Source organism: Anaerolineales bacterium, from assembly GCA_030583885.1.
Lineage (GTDB): Bacteria > Chloroflexota > Anaerolineae > Anaerolineales > Villigracilaceae > Villigracilis.
In genome coordinates, this window is sequence record CP129480.1 from 367,492 (window position 1) to 383,575 (window position 16,084).

Annotated in this window: 11 protein-coding genes; 1 reads left to right on the forward strand and 10 read right to left on the reverse strand. The window is 56.3% G+C overall.

Annotated features, from left to right (window positions below):
* Positions 1-62: 62 nt before the first annotated feature.
* The 5 genes from QY332_01825 to lepA form a co-directional block, all read right to left on the reverse strand.
* Positions 63-899 (reverse strand): mechanosensitive ion channel, encoded by an 837-nt coding sequence (locus tag QY332_01825; GenBank protein ID WKZ36665.1) that lies wholly within the window; start codon positions 897-899, stop codon positions 63-65.
* A gap of 18 nt (positions 900-917) precedes the next feature.
* A complete protein-coding gene (locus QY332_01830) occupies positions 918-1,943 on the reverse strand; it encodes a GDP-mannose 4,6-dehydratase (protein ID WKZ36666.1) in 1,026 nt (341 codons plus the stop codon).
* 25 nt (positions 1,944-1,968) lie between these two features.
* Positions 1,969-2,622 carry a rhomboid family intramembrane serine protease gene (locus tag QY332_01835; protein WKZ36667.1) on the reverse strand — a complete coding sequence of 218 codons (654 nt, stop codon included), beginning with the start codon at positions 2,620-2,622 and terminating at the stop codon, positions 1,969-1,971.
* Positions 2,623-3,630, reverse strand: a complete 1,008-nt coding sequence (locus tag QY332_01840; GenBank protein WKZ36668.1) for a lysylphosphatidylglycerol synthase transmembrane domain-containing protein — start codon at positions 3,628-3,630, stop codon at positions 2,623-2,625.
* Between the two features lie 81 nt (positions 3,631-3,711).
* The gene (gene lepA, locus QY332_01845; protein ID WKZ36669.1) at positions 3,712-5,511 is read right to left on the reverse strand and encodes a translation elongation factor 4; all 1,800 of its coding nucleotides are present in this window, start codon (positions 5,509-5,511) and stop codon (positions 3,712-3,714) included.
* A 179-nt stretch (positions 5,512-5,690) separates the two neighbouring features.
* Here lepA and QY332_01850 point away from each other — a divergent pair, with 179 nt between their 5' ends.
* Positions 5,691-6,608: a CPBP family intramembrane metalloprotease gene (locus tag QY332_01850; protein WKZ36670.1), complete on the forward strand. Its 918-nt coding sequence runs from the start codon at positions 5,691-5,693 to the stop codon at positions 6,606-6,608.
* 72 nt (positions 6,609-6,680) lie between these two features.
* On the opposite strand, the gene acnA is transcribed toward QY332_01850, so the two are convergent.
* The 5 genes from acnA to QY332_01875 form a co-directional block, all read right to left on the reverse strand.
* Positions 6,681-9,377, reverse strand: a complete 2,697-nt coding sequence (acnA, locus tag QY332_01855; protein ID WKZ36671.1) for an aconitate hydratase AcnA — start codon at positions 9,375-9,377, stop codon at positions 6,681-6,683.
* A gap of 334 nt (positions 9,378-9,711) precedes the next feature.
* A complete protein-coding gene (add, locus tag QY332_01860; GenBank protein ID WKZ36672.1) occupies positions 9,712-10,752 on the reverse strand; it encodes an adenosine deaminase in 1,041 nt (346 codons plus the stop codon).
* Between the two features lie 13 nt (positions 10,753-10,765).
* Positions 10,766-14,776 (reverse strand): hypothetical protein, encoded by a 4,011-nt coding sequence (locus QY332_01865; protein ID WKZ36673.1) that lies wholly within the window; start codon positions 14,774-14,776, stop codon positions 10,766-10,768.
* Positions 14,777-15,029: 253 nt separating this feature from the next.
* A complete protein-coding gene (locus tag QY332_01870; GenBank protein ID WKZ36674.1) occupies positions 15,030-15,239 on the reverse strand; it encodes a hypothetical protein in 210 nt (69 codons plus the stop codon).
* Positions 15,236-15,676, reverse strand: a complete 441-nt coding sequence (locus tag QY332_01875) for a PIN domain-containing protein (GenBank protein WKZ36675.1) — start codon at positions 15,674-15,676, stop codon at positions 15,236-15,238. Before QY332_01875 ends, QY332_01870 begins: the two co-directional genes overlap by 4 nt.
* Between the last annotated feature and the right edge of the window lie 408 nt (positions 15,677-16,084).

A 16,084-nucleotide genomic window follows, 5' to 3' on the forward strand; every position in this document is an offset into this window, starting at 1 on the left:
ACTGTACCGACAAGAAACCGCCGCAGAGTCTGCGGCGGTTTCGCCATATGCAGGGACTGCGGTTATTTTGGTTTTCGCCGCCGGCCCGGTTGTTCCCGAACCACCTGTACCTGGATCGGATAGGGGATTTCGATGTTTGCCTTTTCAAATGCCTGTTTGATGCGGGCAAGGGCACGGTCCTTTGCTGCAACGGGTGAATTAACCGCCGTGTCCACCCAGAACAATACATTCAGGTCAATGGCAGAGTCGCCAAACGTGTGGAACAGGACGAGCGGTTCGGGGGCATCCACATAGCCGGGTACTTTCGTGACCTCATGCAGGATGACCATGCGAACCTTTTCAGGATCGGCCTCATAAGCCACCCCAATTGGCAGCTCCACGCGGCGAAACTGGGCACGGGTGTAGTTGATGATGGGCTGGGAAAGCACATCCGCATTGGGCAGGAAAACCATGCGCCCGTCAAGCGTTTTGATCTCCGTGGTGCGCAGACCGACCTTCAACACCGTTCCATCATATCCTGCGATACCGACACTATGCCCCACCTTGAAGGGCCGCTGCACAAGCAGAATAACCCCCGATACAAAATTTTGCATGATATTTTGAAGCGCAAAAGCAACGGTGAACCCGATAATGCCCAAACCCGTTAGAAACGCTGTAACGTTGAAAAATCTCTGCAAGGCGGCAACCACACCGAGGGAGATGATCGCCCATTTGAGCGTTCGGGATAAAAGATGCGTGATCCCCAGTTCGGCATTCTGCCGTTCCAATACGCGCTGCAATAAACGGCTTAATAGAGCACCGCCATAATAACTTATGGCCAGAATCAAAATCGCAGCAAACAGATCTGGAACGGACTTCGTAATATTATCAAGCAGCCAGGAAAAATACTCCTGCATCATAACCTCATTCCCATCAGTTTAGAACAACGCCCTGTTTTGCTTCACCCAATCGAACAACATCTGCACGCCCTCTTCCACGCCAAGCGCGGGTTTCCAGCCCAATTCCCTTTCCGCCTTTGTGATATCCGCATAGAACACACGCTGGTCACCGGGCCGCCAATCGCCGCGCGCAACTTCAATGGCAGTGCCGATCAATTTCTCCAACTTCGGGCCGAACTCTGCCCACACCGACATCACGTTATGCGGTCCTCCTCCCATGTTGTAGACCTGGCCGCGCGCAATATCATTCTTTTCCACAGCAAGATCATAGGCGTTCATCAAATCCTGCACGTGCAAAATATCGCGGACCTGTTTGCCGTCGCCATAGATCGTGATCGGTCTTTCCATCACCGCGGCGATGATGAACCATGCCACCCAACCCTGGTCTTCGATGCCGAACTGGCGCGGACCATAAATGCAGGATTGACGAAATACAACCGTCGGCAGATCGTACATGCGCGCATAATCACGCACATATTGATCGCCCGCGCCCTTGGAACAGCCGTACGGGGAATGAAAATCCAACGGCTGCGTTTCGGGGCAGCCATTCACCAGATCCCTGTAACGCCAGCGCGTGGGCTCCTCGGTCAATTCCACATCCTCCATGCCGCCATAGACCTTGTTCGTGGACGCATAGATCACAATGGGATTTCTTCCCGACAAACGGGCGGCTTCCATCACATTGAACGTGCCAAGAGCATTGGATTCAAAATCACCACGCGGATTGACAACCGATGTTGTCACCGCCACCTGACCCGCCAGATGCACGATCACATCCGCACTGTTGGCTGCCTCTGTGATCCTGTCGGCATCGCGGACATCCCCGGCGATTACATCAAAAGCCCCTTCGCCAAATTCCTGTTTCAACCAGTCGAGGTTGCGCGGCGCACCCGCACGCGAAAAATTATCGTAAATCGTCACGTTCTCGCCGCGTTTCAACAGCCGTTGGACATAATTCGAACCGATGAACCCCGCACCACCTGTAACAAGATATTGTTTCGCCATGATCCATTTACCTTTTTGTGATTGCTCAATATCGCCTTCGTGCAAACAAACGGACCGCCAGTAATCCAAAAACAAACCCGCCGATGTGCGCCCACCACGCCACGCCGCTCATGTCCGCGCCCTGCAAGGCCAGCCAGCCTGAAAACAATTGCGAAACGAACCAAAAGCCGAGAAAAATAAGGGCGGGCACTTCGATCAGCGTAAAGATGAAGAAGATGGGCACAAGGCTCGCAACCCGCGCGCGAGGGAACAGGATCAAATATGCGCCAAGCACACCGGCGATCGCGCCGCTTGCCCCGATCATGGGAATGACGCTGGCAGGATACAAATAAGCCTGCAGTAAAGCGGCGGCGGTTCCGCTCAACAAATAAAAGATCAGGTAGGGTCCGCCTCCCATGCGGTCTTCAACATTATCGCCGAAGATGATGAGAATCCACATGTTGCTCAGGAAGTGGAACCAGCCGGCATGCAGGAACATGCTGGTGAAGATCGCAGGCCATGCCTCAGCCGGGCTGGATGTCAACTGGAGCGGAACCAGCCCCCAGGCATGGATGAAGCGAAAGAGTCCATCTTCACCCAGCGTTAATTCATAGTAGAACACCATCCCGTTTAGGATGATCAACAGCCAGTTGATGAGCGGGAATCTGCGCGAGCGCAGGGTGTCATACAGCGGGAACATTTACCCGCTTTCTTCCATCTGCGCGTTGTTTCTTAAATTCATTAGTTGTTGATAAATGCCCGAAAGTGTTTGACCTTCGTTCAGGAGGCCGAGTCCGCCGATCACACCGCTGTTGATGTAATTGTACAGGCGTGCAGTCAGGGCCACCGCCAGGGCCGTGGACTGGTCGCCGGTGAGCAGGGTTAATGCGCCTGCAATCGCGCCATCAAATGTGCCGACTGCGCCGGGCAGGGATGGAATGGCTCCGCCGAATGCCGCCGCACCGAGGATGAAGAATCCCCAAATCCATTGCGCCTGCGGGAAGAATGCGAGCATGATCAGGTAATAGGCGAGGAGCGCAATCGCCCAGTTGAGGGTCATCCAAAATAAAAAGCGCAGGAAGAGCCAGCCGTCTGTGAGCACGCCGAGGCCCTGAAAAAACGATTCGAGGAACCTGCCGCCGAACCTTTGCAGGGAGGGCCAGCGCGCGCTGAGCTTGTGGAAGAGGTCCAACGCCCATTGATTATTGCGGGCAAGGATGTACATGAACACAAGCCCAAGAATGACAACAGCGCCGACAATATAGCCAATGCGCTCCGAGCCATCTGCGCCGACGACATAGGGCAGTGAAAACAGGAAGATCATGGCTGAAAAGACAAGATCCACGGCGCGTTCAATGACGATGGTCGGCAGAATTTCGCCGAATTTCATCCCGCCCGACTTTCTACTTAAAAGAAATGCACGCCCGAGCTCGCCGAGGCGGAAGGGCAAAAAGTTATTAAGCAAATACCCTTCTGCGGTGGTGAACAAGACGTCCTTGTAGGTTGGTCTATCGCGCAACAAGGTTTTCCAAACCCTGGCGCGCACGAGCATCCACACAAAAGACAGGATGATCGAGCCCGCCAGAATGCGGTAATTTGCCGCGCGGACCGAGTTCCACATGGTTTGGAAATCGACATAATACAGAATGGCGGCGATCAGCACAATGCTGATCAGCGCACCGGGGAGCCAGCGTTTGATATCTTTCATTAACTCACCAAAGGGTCACAAAGGGTCACGAAGGAAAACAGTATAAACCTTTGTGTCCCTTCGTGTACTTTGTGGTTAAAATTATTCGTCTTCCAGTTTGAGAACCGCCATGAACGCCTCCTGCGGGATCTCCACATTGCCAACCATCTTGAGGCGTTTCTTGCCGCGTTTTTGTTTCTCGAGCAGTTTCTTCTTGCGGGAAATATCCCCGCCGTAACATTTGGCCAGCACGTCCTTGCGCGTGGCTTTGACATTGGCGCGGCTGATGATGCGTCCGCCGGAAGCAGCCTGCACCGCCACGTCATACAACTGGCGCGGGATCAAATCCTTCAGTTTGGTGATGAGACGCTGTCCCTTGTGGAACGCATCCTTCTCATGGACAATGGCTGCGAGCGCATCCACGGGCTCGCCGTTGACGAGGATCTCGAGTTTTTGCAACTTGTCGGCGCGGTATTCGAGGAACTGATAATCGAGCGAGGCATAGCCCTTGGTGCGCGATTTCAAATGATCGAAGAAATCCACGATGATCTCGGAGAGCGGGATCTCAAAATCCAGCTGTACGCGGTGAGGCGCGGGATATTCCTGCTGTTTGAAGATGCCGCGGCGCTTCGTCACCAGTTCCATGATGGGGCCGTAATAATCGGTGGGCGTGATGATCTCGATGTTCATCCACGGCTCGCGCACTTCGACGATCTTGCCGGGGTCGGGGAGTTCGGCGGGCGAGTCCACTTGTACCACTTCATTATCGATCATCAATACTTCGTATTCCACAGATGGAGCGGTGAAAAGCACATCCAGGTCATATTCACGCTCGATGCGTTCCTGGATGATCTCCATGTGGAACAGGCCGAGAAAGCCCGCACGGAAACCAAACCCCAAGGCCTGCGAGGTTTCGGGCTGGAAGGTTAATGAGGCATCGTTGAGCTGCAGTTTATCAAGAGATTCGCGCAGGATGGTGTAATCGTCCGCCTCGACAGGATAGATGCCGGCGAAGACCATCGGTTTGGGCGTGAAATATCCGGGCAGGGCTTCTGCCGCAGGGGCAGAGGCAGTTGTCAGCGTATCCCCGACACGGCACTCATGCACGGTCTTGAATCCTGTGGCAATGTATCCAACTTCACCGGAGCCGAGCGATTTCACCGGCTGCATCCCCGGCACAAAGATGCCGATCTCAACAGGACGCAGATCCACTTTGGTGGCCAGCATGCGCAGCACATCCGTGGAGTTGATTTTTCCCTCCATGATGCGCACATACGCGATCACGCCTTTGTATGAATCATAATGCGCGTCAAAGATCAGCGCGCGCACGGGTTCATCATCCGCGTCCTTTGGAGCGGGCACACGCTCGACGATCGCTTCGAGGATCGCCTCGACATTGAGGCCTTCCTTCGCAGAGATACGCAAAACCGCATCAGGATCGACCCCGAGCAGGGAGCCTACATCTTCAGCCACTTCATCGGGACGGGCGGAGGGCAGGTCGATCTTGTTGATGACGGGGACGATCACCAGGTCGGCATCTAGCGCCTGATACAGATTGGCAAGCGTCTGGGCTTCGATGCCCTGCGTGGCATCCACAACGAGGATCGCGCCCTCGCAGGCCTTGAGCGCGCGGCTGACTTCGTAGCCGAAGTCCACGTGGCCGGGCGTGTCGATCAGGTTGAGTTCGTAGCGCTGACCGTCTTTGGCGTTGTAAAACATGCGCACCGCCGAGGCCTTGATGGTGACGCCTTTTTCGCGCTCGAGGTCCATGCTGTCGAGGGCCTGTTCGGTCATGTCACGCTCGGAGATGGAGCCTGTCAATTGAAGCAGGCGGTCTGCGAGCGTGGATTTTCCATGGTCAACATGGGCAATGATGCAAAAATTACGGATATGTTCGGTCATACTGCTTTCAATTTCTCGTGTAAATTCCATGCAGGGCGGTCATTCCGCCATGTAAGCGAACGAAGTATAACCGATTTGGAAATGGACTCGTGACAGTTAAACCAAAAATTGCATACATCCATCGAGTTGTGTTCTCAACAAGAATCGTTACAATAAGACTTGATCCAAAAAGGAGAAAAATGAAAAACAACGCCCCAGTTTTATCCCGCAAGCCGCTGATCATCACCGCTTGGGTCTTTCTTTTGCTGGCATCCATTCTGCCAATGATCGTCATGCGGGAGATATTCCATCAAACCTTTACAGGCAATATGCGCACTGTAATGGCGGGCATCGTCATTCTCACAGGGTTGGGTTTGACTTTTGCATGGAGCGCCATCCGCCCGCTGCGCCCGTTCTTTGTGTTATTCCTCGTGCTTATCATTGTTGAGTGGCTGGTCTTCACAAAATTGGATCAACTGCCGTTCTACCAAGCATGGCTGAAAAATCCATCCTTCAATGTCTTCATGCTGGCGGAGCAGTCCCTGCGGTTGATCGTGACGCTGGTCATCATCGCAGTTTTGTTCCTGCTGAAAGGCACGCGCGATGCGTTCTTCCTCGTCAAAGGGGATGTAAACGCAGCGCTCGAACCTGTCCGCTGGCTGGGGATCAAGGAGGGAGAGACATGGAACAAGGCTGGGAGAATCTTTGCGATCGCCATCAGTCTTGGCACGCTGACTTTTCTTGTACTTGCAGGTCGTCCCCCGCTGGATATCGTCCTGCGCACCCTGCCTTTTCTGCCCGCCATCCTGATCGCCGCCGCACTCAATGCCTTCAACGAAGAGATGACCTACAAGGCATCCTTTCTGTCCGTGCTGGAGCAGCCGCTCGGCAGGCACCAGGCCTTGTGGTTGATGGCGGCGTATTTTGGGCTCGGTCATTTTTATGGAGTCCCCTACGGTGTGATCGGCGTGCTGATGGCTGGTTTTCTCGGCTGGCTGTTGGGCAAGTCCATGCTGGAGACACGCGGCTTGTGGTGGGCGTGGTTCATCCATTTTTTGCAGGATGTGCTGATCTTCTCGTTCCTGGCAATCGGCTCGATCATCCCCGGCGGCGGATAAACCTCACGGATTGAAAAAGAGACCCGCCGCGCGGCGGGTCTCTTTTTGTACTTTACACGTCACACACATGTCTTACTTCATCAAATTCCGCAACACCGTATGCAGGATGCCGCCGTTGCGGTAGTAATTCACTTCCACATCGGTATTCAACAACAACGCCGCCTTGAACTCAACAAGCTTGCCATTGGATTTCTTCGCCTTGACCGTCACCTCGCTCTGAGGTCTGATCTGATCGTTCAGGCCTTCGATGGTAAACACTTCGCTTCCATCCAACCCGAGGGACTCGGCGTTTTGTCCCTGAGTGAATCTCAGCGGAAGCACACCCATGCCGACCAGGTTCGAACGGTGGATGCGTTCGAATGATTCAGCGATGACGGCCTTCACGCCCTGCAACATGGGTCCCTTTGCCGCCCAGTCGCGGCTGGAGCCGGAGCCGTATTCCTTTCCAGCCAGCACGATGGTGGGAATGTTTGCATCCCTGTATTTCATTGCGGCATCGAAAATGGCCATCACTTCGCCGGAGGGCTGGTGTTTCGTCCAATTCCCCTCCTTCGGAGCGACCATGATGTTCTTGAGGCGGATGTTCGCAAACGTGCCACGCGCCATCACCAGGTCATTACCGCGGCGCGTGCCATACTGATTGAAATCCCTGGGTTGAACACCACGCTCCTGCAGGAACCTGCCCGCCGGGGAATCAATGGCGATGTTGCCCGCCGGGGAAATATGATCGGTGGTGATCGAATCGCCAAAGATGCCAAGCACGCGCGCCTCTTTGATCTCCTGAATGGCAGGCAGGTCCAAAGTAAGCGTCTGGAAGTAGGGCGGGTGATGAATATAGGTGGATTCATCACTCCACTCGAACAGGTCGCCCTCTTTGACCTTGATCTCCTTCCACATATCGGAACCGGAGAACACATCCGAGTATTTATCCCTGAACATTTCCGATTTGACACTTGCCGCAATCGCTTCGTTGATCTCCTGCTGGCTGGGCCACAAGTCCCTGAGATAGACCGCCGCCCCATCAGACCCTGTGCCAAGCGATTCGTTATTCAGGTCGATGTCCACTGTGCCGGCCAGGGCGTACGCCACCACCAACGGAGGCGAGGCGAGGAAGTTCGCCTTCACCAACGGATGCACACGCCCCTCAAAGTTGCGGTTGCCGGAGATGACCGCCGCCACAACGATGTCCGAGCCTGTGACTGCCTTGGCAACCTCGCCGGGCAGGGGACCGGAGTTCCCGATACAGGTCGTGCAGCCATAGGCGATCACATTGAAGCCGAGTTTGGAGAGCGGGTCGATCAGGCCGGCCTGCTTGAGATATTCCGTCACCACGCGGGAGCCGGGCGCGAGGGAGGTTTTGACATACGGCTTGACGTTCAAACCCTTTTCCACGGCTTTCCTTGCCAGCAGCCCCGCCGCGACCAGCACGGATGGGTTGGATGTGTTCGTGCAGGAGGTGATCGCCGCGATGACCACCGCGCCGTGCTTCATCTTCTGCGTGCCGCCGTTCGTGCCAAAGGTCGCTTCGCGGGTTAATGCCTCGCCGGAGAGTTCGTAGCCGCGCTCCTTCACAGGGGCGGTCAATGCCTTTTGAAAGGTATCCTTCATCTCGGTCAGCGGGACGCGGTCCTGCGGACGCTTGGGTCCCGCCAACGATGGCACCACAGACCCGAGGTCCAGTTCGAGCGTATCGGTAAATTCCGGGTCGGGTGAGTTCGAGTCGCGGAAGAGCCCCTGCGCGCGCATGTAGACTTCGGTGCGTTCGATCACCTCGTCGGAACGGCCCGTCAGGCGCATATAGCGAAGCGTCTCTTCATCCACAGGGAAGTAGCCCATGGTTGCGCCGTATTCGGGGGACATGTTGCCAATGGTGGCGCGGTCCGGCAGGGACATGCTGTTGAGTCCTTCGCCGAAGAACTCGACGAATTTATCCACCACGCCTTTTTTGCGCAGTATTTGGGTAACGGTCAGCACGAGGTCGGTGGCGGTGACGCCTTCCCTAAGCTTGCCGCTGAGTTTGAAGCCGATGACATCCGGAAGAAGCATGTCCATCGGCTGACCAAGCATGACGGCTTCGGCTTCGATACCGCCCACGCCCCAACCCACCACGCCGAGGCCATTGATCATGGTGGTGTGCGAATCGGTGCCGACGAGGGTATCGGGGAAGGCAAGCACATCTTTGCCATTCCGTTTCGTCATCACGACTTCGGCAAGATTCTCAAGGTTGACCTGATGGACGATGCCCGTCATCGGGGGCACCACGCGGAAATTATCAAATGCCTTTTGCCCCCATTTCAAAAACTCATAGCGTTCACGATTGCGCTGAAATTCAACCTCCGTATTGCGGTTGAGCGCGTCGGCTGTGGCAAAGAAATCCACCTGCACGGAGTGATCAATGACCAGGTCCACGGGCACAAGCGGGTTGATCTTCCCTGGGTCGCCGCCGAGACGGGCAACAGCCGCGCGCATGGCGGCCAGGTCCACAACAGCCGGCACACCGGTAAAATCCTGCATGACCACGCGGCCGGGTAAAAATGGAATGCCGGGGCGCGCGCCTTTTGGAGTCCACGCGGCGATGTTCTTCACATCGTTCTGCGTGATCTCCCTGTCATTGCATTGGCGCAGGGCGGCTTCAAGCACGATGCGGATGGAATAAGGCAGTTTGCTGAGTTTCGTCAAGCCTGCCTTCTCCAGCGCATCGAGCCGGTAGATGACGTACCTGCTCTTGCCCACTTTCAATACGTCGCGGGACTTAAATGGATCTTTCATAGGATACTCCTTTGGTGAGATTCCCCTCACCGCTTTGCCCCTCTCCTCGCGAAGCACTCCCGAAGGGAGCAGGGGGTGGGGGGAGGGTGTCACACCACAACTTTGCGAAGAACACACCGTTCGTTCCGGAAACATCGGCGCACGCCGCTGCGAGACGGCAAAGGAGCGCTTTTGTTATCCTTGCACCGTCCTGGTGCATTTCCAGGGATTCCATGTGGTGGGGTTTATAAAGATTTGTGGCTGCGGGGAGGGTGCCTCCCTGCAAGGCAGCCTTCACGCTGTATAAGAGAGTGCTTCGGGCCAGGGACAGGAACGCCCTCGCAATGACAGGGTGCTATAACTTCAATTCCTTCCGAAGCGATACGACCAGCTGCGTCTTTTCCTCATCCCGCAAAAATGATGCCTGTGCCGCAAGCAAAATGGACTTCTTCAACACGTCCGAGGGCACGTTCAGGGATTCGCACACATCCTGATATTCATGCGCCAATGTTATGCGCGAGACGCTCGGGTCATCGGTATTGACCGTCACATTCAAGCCCGCCTCGATCATGCGCGGCAGGGGATGTTCCTTGAGGGAATTGACAACACCGGACTGGAAATTACTGGTCACGCACACTTCAAAAACCGAGCCGCGTTCCCTCGCCAGCGCGGTCACGTTTTCATCCTCCAGCACACGCACACCGTGACCGATCCGCTCGGCGCCCAAATTCTCGATCGCATCGCGGACGTTTTCGGCGGGTCCCCACTCGCCCGCATGGATGGTCACATGCAGGCCGGCCTGTTTGGCCTCCTTGAAAATGCCGTAAAAGGGATCGGCCTTGAACTCCGCCTCGTTGCCGGCCAGGTCCATGCCGACCAGACCGTTCTTCACATGCTCCGCCGCCAGCCACGCCACCTGCTCGGCAAGTTCGGCGCTTTCATGACGGTTCACCGAAGCGATCAAACCGACCTTAATCTTATATTTCTGCGCGGCTTCCTGTGAACTGGTGATGACCCAGTCCATGACATCGTGCAGGGGGAATCCCTCCGCGCGGCTGAGCGCCACAGGCGTGAAGCGCAGCTCCAGATAACGGCAATTGTCCTTTGCCGCATCCTCCACCGCCTCGCGGGTGACGCGATGGATCACATCCGGCGACTTGTAAAACAAGCGCAGGGTCTTGAACTTATCCAGGAAATTCGTGAACGTCATCGGGTCCTGGTCCTGTACCTGCACCAGCCCGCTTAGGTTGAACATGCTGACGGGAACCGTGACCCCGTGCTGGCGCGCAATATCCAGCATGGTCGTCAAACGCAAAGACCCCTCCAGATGGCGGTGTAGATCCACCTTTGGAAGCGCAAAATACTTGTTCAATGGGGCGGTTTGGTCTTTGAACAACTCTGCCTCTGGGTCAGCGGCGTTTTCTCTTTTTCCTGCTGCCGCCAATTTGCACCGAGGCTTCGCCCGGCGCAACGACTGCCTCTGTGGTCTCGATCGGGGTGATCTCCACTCTGCGCGGTCTCGCCGCAAATGCGCGGCTGATCACCAGCCCGCGCACATCCTCAAGAAGTTGTGAAAACATTTCGGATGCGCGGCCTTTATATTGTACCAGCGGGTCACGCTGTGCGTAAGCCTCGAGGCCGATCGAAACGCGTAAAGCCTCCACTTTTGTGAGATATTCCACCCACAACTCACTGAAGGCGCCCAACAGCAGCTGGCGATGGACTTCATTCAATACATATTTGCCGATTGACGCGGCCAGCGCCGTCCGCTCGGACTCGCTCAACCCTGCCACTGCTTCGTTGAGGCGGCCTTCCCCGAAGGCGATCCGCGCTGCGGGACCGAAGTCCGCCAGCTTCACGGCGTTCTGATTCAAACGGTTGAACTCGCTCTGTCCCCACGTCTCGCGCAAGGCCTCCTCCGCCGCCTCAAGATGATCCATCACCTCTTCAACAAGCGCCTCGGATTCCATGCCTTCGATCAATTGCGCCGCAAAAAAGACGTAGGTAAAGCGGCTGAAGACCTGCTTCACCTGTTTGTGGGTCTTCTGGTCGAACGCGGTGCGCGCGCCCTGTGACAGCGTGAGCAGCAGGCGCAGTCTGCCCGCCTCCGTGGATGCATTCTCGCGCTGGGACAGGACATCCATATCGCGCGCAACCTGGGCATTCAGCCTCTCGCGTTTCCTGTCGAGCGCCTCCTGCGCCGTATGCAACAAAATATCCGCCAGATCGTTCCAATCCGAAGGCAGGGGATTTTGCCACTGGATCTGCTCGCCCACGCGGTTCTGGATCGCGCCGATCACACGCGTCGCGCTGATCACCGTCAGCTGGCTGGCGACCAGTTCCTGAATATCATCCGCCGCATCTTCCGGGTCGTCCGCGAGGGTCTTTTGAATATCACTGCCAAAGCGCAGCGGCAAATGCACCAGGCCGTTGATCTCCTCCAGGATCTTCTGCGGACGCGGGATCTCCTCCAGGTCGCGCAAGCCCTGGAAGTAGGCGTCCAGCGTATCCTGGCGGTCGCTGATCTGCTGTTTGAGAGTCTCCTCGGTCTTGTTGATCAGCGACTCGATGGCGCGCATGGCATGCGCATATTCGGCTTCGATGGATTTTTCGATGACATTCAAGGTGGATTGTTGGACGTCATCCTTGATCTCATTCAACAGCAGTTTGAAGCCGTAGGAAGGGAACAGGCCGTCCTTCGACTCGAACGGCGGCTGGACCTGATCGAGCCAGGCGATCAGCTTCCAGGGACCCTCTTCGTCGGCGAGCGCCATTTCCACGCGTTTGACCACCTCCGACTCGAGCATGTCTGCGACATCCCCGCTCAAATCCTCCTTGACGAAGATGCGGTCACGCTGGTTGTAGATCTGCGAGCGCTGTTTGTTCAGCACATCGTCATATTCCAGCAAATGTTTGCGGACGTCGAAGTTGGCGCCTTCCACGCGGGTTTGCGAGCCTTCGATGATATTGCTGACCATGCGCATTTCCAATGGAAGGGAATCGTCCACCTTGAGGCGTTCCATCATGCCGCTGACCTGCTCGCCGCCGAACAAACGCATCAGGTCATCCTGGAGCGAGAGATAAAAGCGCGAGGAACCGGGGTCACCCTGACGGGCGGCACGGCCGCGCAGCTGATTGTCGATGCGGCGCGCTTCGTGGCGTTCCGAGCCGATGACGTGCAGACCGCCCAGTTCGCGCACGCGTTCCATGTCATCGAAATATTGCAGGAAGTGCCTGACCTCCGCATCGTAGATCCCATACACGGAGGGGTCGGTACTTTTCAAGACCTCGCGGCGTTCCTGAAGGAGCATATCGAAGGCGTCCTTGTAGCCCGCCCTGCCCAATACACGGTTGACCGCCGAGGTGACCTCCTCGGCGATCTCGCCGCCGAGTTTGATATCCACACCGCGGCCCGCCATGTTGGTGGCGATCGTCACGGCGCCGAATGCGCCCGCGCCGGCAATGATCTGCGACTCCTCCGTGTGGCGGCGCGCATTCAGAACCTGATGCGGCACGCCGCCCTGGAAAATGGACTTCAAGCGGCCCTTTGCCGTTTCCGGCAGCTGCAGGATCTCCAGCAGGGTGTTGAGGTTGTTCTCGTCGTCCAGGCTGATGCTGGTCAGCCCGTGCGGCGCGATGAACTTGCGCAATGCGTCGGGGGTGAGCTTGTCTATCGCTTCATTGAACGGCACGAGCTCCGTAATGAGGCGGCCGTCCTCCTCCAGGTCGTTGGCGCGCAGGTATTGGCTGCGGACGAGCGTGTATTGCATCAGGCGGCGGACAGGTTCCGCCTTGAGCCGGTTCGAGAGGCGGTCGGATGATTCGACGGAGGTGGTGCCCACCAGCATCGGGCGCCCGAGTGCATGATAGCGGATGATCTCGGTTGCGATGGCGCGCAGTTTCGCCTCCACCGTGCGGAAGATCACATCCGGGTAATCCTTCCTGCGATAGAAGAGAGGCCCGGTCTCGCCCGCCTTTGCAAAATACGAATACGAATAACCCTCCTCGTCCTTTGTTTTTATCTCGACCAGCGGCGCGCCGGCGCCATAGGCCTGGTATTCGAGGTTCGGGGGAATCGGCGCGACTTCAAGCTTGTAGATCTTGTTGAACTCCTCGGCTTCGGTGAGCGCGGTGCCGGTCATGCCCGCCAGTTTTTGATACATGCGGAAATAATTCTGCAGGGTGATGGTGGCGTAGGTGACGGACTCCGGCTCGACCTTGACATTTTCCTTGGCCTCCACCGCTTGGTGCAGACCGTCGCTCCACCTGCGCCCGGGCATGAGACGCCCCGTGAACTCATCCACGATGACGACCTTGCCACCCTGCACGAGATAATCCTTGTTGCGATGGAAGAGGTACTGCGCGCGCAGGGCCTGTTCGAGATAGCCGGTCAGGCGCGCCTGCTCCGGCGTCAGGTCTTCGGGGCGGTCGGGGTCGAGCAGCTGCAGGCCCAAAATGGATTCGACACGGCTGATGCCGATCTCGGTCAGCGCCACGCTGCGGTTCTTTTCATCCACCTCGCAGTCCTCGGGCTTGATCTGTTTCACGACCTGCGCCATGCGCCCGTACCATTCCAGGTCGCCGGAGGCGGGACCGGAGATAATGAGCGGCGTGCGCGCCTCGTCGATCAGCACGTTGTCCACTTCGTCGACGATGGCAAAATAGTGGCCGCGCTGGACGCGGTTCTCGAGCCGCATGGCCATGTTGTCGCGCAGGTAATCGAAACCGAACTCGGAGTTGGTGCCAAAGGTGACGTCCGCGCTGTAGGCTTCGACGCGTTCCACCATGCGCAGGTGTTCCTGGTCTTCATGCGGGGACTCGCGCTCGAAATCCACAAGAAAGGCTTTCTTGCCGTTCTCGGTGACGGCCGCCATCTGCAGAACGCCGACGCTCAACCCGAGCGCGTGGTAAATGGGAGCCATCCAGCGCGCATCGCGCCGCGCCAGGTAATCGTTGACCGTAATGAGGTGGATGCCGTGTCCGAGCAGGGCGTTGAGGTAGATGGGCAGGGTCGCCACGAGGGTCTTGCCCTCGCCGGTGCGCATCTCGGCGATCTGCCCGCCGTGCAGCGCCGCGCCGCCGATGATCTGCACGTCGTAATGGCGCAGGCCGATGGTGCGCTTGGAGGCCTCGCGCACGACCGCGAAGGCTTGCGGCATGATCTCATTTAATATGTCCTGCCCGGCTTTGTGATAGGCCTGATCGCCTCCCGCCTCCCGCTCCGCGAGCGGAGGGGTCAGTCCTTCGAGCGCATCGCCGATGCGCGCCTTGAATTCATCGGTTTTGGCGCGCAGGGCCTCGTCGCTGAGGGACGCATAGCCCGCCTCCAGCGCATTGACCTGTTCGACAAGCGCACTGTATTGTTCGACCGTCTTGCGGGTGGGGTCGCCACTGAATAGTTTTACGAAGTTCTTAAGCATACAATCCCTTTCAGGGAAGGGATTATAACAGAGGGAAAACAGGCGGGACTGTGACGCCAGGGCTCCCCAGCGCCTGCCCTGACTGGCGAAGCCGTATCGAAGCGCCCAGCCGTTCGCTCCGCAAAGTACGGAGTGCAATTCCTCCCGATGTTCTTACGGGACGCTGTGTTAGGCGGCGTTTTACCCGTAAGGCTTTCAGTTATTAAGAAAGAGCGCAAGCCTGGAAAATCAGCCTGCGCTCACAAACTTCTTGTTACTCTGCCGTTCGCCTTTTTTCGATTTCACTCACAATATCATCGAGGGATTTGTCGGCAAAAAGAGCTTCACGTTCCTGAGTGTAATTTCCATACCCTTGCGTAAATTGCTTAAGGAAACGAACAGCATCAACAGTGCCCAGCTCTTTGTAAAGCAGGCTGATGGCTTGTTGATTAATTTCGATCAGGGGTCTCGCATCTGTAATCATTTTTCAATCTCCTGAACCAAATCAACAGGATTTGCCACTTTTACCATTAAATCTTTGACTCGCTTTGCACTCCGTAGCAACTTATCATCGCATGTACAGAAATAATCAGCGCTGCCTGCTTCTGCCAATGCTATATGAAGTGCATCAAGCGGTCTAATTCCAAATGTTATCAAAGTTGCCGCTCTGGTTTTTTCCTTTTCGCTAACATTCAGACTCGCTTTCGCCTTTGCGAGAACTGAGCGAGTATGTTCTTGACGAATTGGCAGTGCGCTTTGTTCACCTTCATATAATAGGGCTTCTGATGAAAGTAATTCTGCCTGCCCGCTATCACAGAAGGTAATGATCCCGAGGACGGCTTCCGATTCCAGAACAATCCGAACCTGATTTTGGGTGTCGAGCGGTCTCTGAATGGCGCATAAATCGAGGTAGATTTTCACACTATTATTTTAACACTTTTTGACTTGGAAAGTACCCGCCCAGGGAGTGACTAAAAGGCTGGGCTTTCTTCATAGATCACGAAGCCACAAAGGCTCGAAGACTCAAAGGTTTCCTGGTGGCTTTGTGTTTTAGTGGCTTTGTGTTTTAGTGCCTTTGTGGGTAGCCCACGAAAGTAGCCACTCGCCCCGCCCAACGGTCTCGTGCCCCTCGGGCAGAGCGTGGACTGTGCCTGGGAGCAGTATAAACCCGAAGCCACGCTTCACGAAATGCTCCTAAATCGCGCACGCGGTATCATCCCAAAAGGGGGCGAAGTACGGAGTGCATATCATCCCGATGTTCTTACGGGATGCTTTGTTGGGCAGACATCGCTTGTGCAAGACTCTCCTGCTGGGTACAAATCGTACTTC

Coding starts and splice junctions, on each gene's coding strand:
- QY332_01835 (WKZ36667.1), bottom strand. CDS start 2,622: ATGTTCCCGCTGTATGACACCCTGCGCTCGCGCAGATTCCCGCTCATC.
- QY332_01850 (WKZ36670.1), top strand. CDS start 5,691: ATGAAAAACAACGCCCCAGTTTTATCCCGCAAGCCGCTGATCATCACC.
- QY332_01865 (WKZ36673.1), bottom strand. CDS start 14,776: ATGCTTAAGAACTTCGTAAAACTATTCAGTGGCGACCCCACCCGCAAG.
- QY332_01825 (WKZ36665.1), bottom strand. CDS start 899: ATGATGCAGGAGTATTTTTCCTGGCTGCTTGATAATATTACGAAGTCC.
- acnA (WKZ36671.1), bottom strand. CDS start 9,377: ATGAAAGATCCATTTAAGTCCCGCGACGTATTGAAAGTGGGCAAGAGC.
- QY332_01830 (WKZ36666.1), bottom strand. CDS start 1,943: ATGGCGAAACAATATCTTGTTACAGGTGGTGCGGGGTTCATCGGTTCG.
- QY332_01870 (WKZ36674.1), bottom strand. CDS start 15,239: ATGATTACAGATGCGAGACCCCTGATCGAAATTAATCAACAAGCCATC.
- QY332_01840 (WKZ36668.1), bottom strand. CDS start 3,630: ATGAAAGATATCAAACGCTGGCTCCCCGGTGCGCTGATCAGCATTGTG.
- lepA (WKZ36669.1), bottom strand. CDS start 5,511: ATGACCGAACATATCCGTAATTTTTGCATCATTGCCCATGTTGACCAT.